Here is a 1,102-nt window from a genome sequence, read left to right as displayed (position 1 = left end):
TTGCTGTCTCAGAATCACATAATGGACGCGAGCAACACGACTAGAAAAGTCTGCTTTGTGGTCAAGTCCTCGGCCTATTAGTACCGGTCAGCTCCACACGTTACCGCGCTTCCACCTCCGGCCTATCAACCCGGTCGTCTACCGGGAGCCTTACCCCCTCACAGGGTGGGAGACCTCATCTCAAGGCAAGCTTCCCGCTTAGATGCTTTCAGCGGTTATCCCTCCCGAACGTAGCCAACCAGCCATGCACCTGGCGATACAACTGGCACACCAGAGGTTCGTCCGTCCCGGTCCTCTCGTACTAGGGACAGCCCCTTTCAAGTCTCCTGCGCGCGCAGCGGATAGGGACCGAACTGTCTCGCGACGTTCTAAACCCAGCTCGCGTACCGCTTTAATGGGCGAACAGCCCAACCCTTGGGACCTACTCCAGCCCCAGGATGCGACGAGCCGACATCGAGGTGCCAAACCATCCCGTCGATATGGACTCTTGGGGAAGATCAGCCTGTTATCCCCGGGGTACCTTTTAGCCGTTGAGCGACACCGCTTCCACACGCCGATGCCGGATCACTAGTCCCAGCTTTCGCTCCTGCTCGACCCGTCAGTCTCACAGTCAAGCCCCCTTGTGCACTTACACTCAACACCTGATTACCAACCAGGCTGAGGGAACCTTTGGGCGCCTCCGTTACCCTTTAGGAGGCAACCGCCCCAGTTAAACTACCCACCAGACACTGTCCTCGATCCGGATCACGGACCAGAGTTAGACATCCAAAACGACCAGAGTGGTATTTCACCAATGACTCCACCCGAACTAGCGTCCGAGCTTCCCAGTCTCCCACCTATCCTACACAAGCCGCTCCAAACACCAATGTCAAGCTGTAGTGAAGGTCCCGGGGTCTTTCCGTCCTGCTGCGCGAAACGAGCATCTTTACTCGTACTGCAATTTCACCGGGTCTGCGGTTGAGACAGCGGGGAAGTCGTTACGCCATTCGTGCAGGTCGGAACTTACCCGACAAGGAATTTCGCTACCTTAGGATGGTTATAGTTACCACCGCCGTTTACCGGCGCTTAAGTTCTCACCTTCGCAACAATACTGCTGCTAAGC

1 rRNA gene is annotated in these 1,102 nt (G+C 56.4%); it reads right to left on the bottom strand.

Annotated features, from left to right (window positions below):
- Window positions 1–57: 57 nt before the first annotated feature.
- Window positions 58–1,102: ribosomal RNA gene (locus tag FH608_RS52350) — 23S ribosomal RNA — on the bottom strand; the annotation flags it as partial.

This window comes from Nonomuraea phyllanthi, assembly GCF_006334985.2.
Lineage (GTDB): Bacteria > Actinomycetota > Actinomycetes > Streptosporangiales > Streptosporangiaceae > Nonomuraea > Nonomuraea phyllanthi.
This window is presented reverse-complemented; position numbering and strand designations above follow the sequence as displayed.